The organism is Paenarthrobacter aurescens (genome assembly GCF_025421775.1).
In the GTDB taxonomy this organism is placed as follows: Bacteria; Actinomycetota; Actinomycetes; order Actinomycetales; family Micrococcaceae; genus Arthrobacter; species Arthrobacter aurescens_B.
The window spans coordinates 1-229 of record NZ_JAOEFX010000826.1 but is presented as its reverse complement, the minus strand read 5'-3'; the positions used below and the strand labels follow the sequence as shown (position 1 = coordinate 229).

The window sequence follows — 229 nt, the reverse complement described above, 5'->3', positions numbered from 1 at the left end:
AAACGAAAATGGATATTCAGGTCAGACTAAAGTAGTTGTCGAAAATGGAGTTTTTGAAAGTGAACAATTCAGCAATAAAGGGGAAGCCTTCGAACCTGGAACCTACCAAGTGAAGGTAACAATGAGCATAGCTAATACACAACCGGAGAGTGTACAAAAAGTAATCGGAGAAGATTCGAAAAGTTTAGAGGGTGAATTGGTTGAAGATGGTGAAATAGGACGTACTGTT

At 38.9% G+C, this 229-nt stretch carries 1 protein-coding gene; it reads left to right on the top strand.

Annotation, left to right across the window (positions count from 1 at the left end; genetic code table 11):
• Positions 1-229 (top strand): hypothetical protein (locus N7568_RS25725; protein WP_261612429.1); only part of this gene is annotated, 229 nt, incomplete at both ends.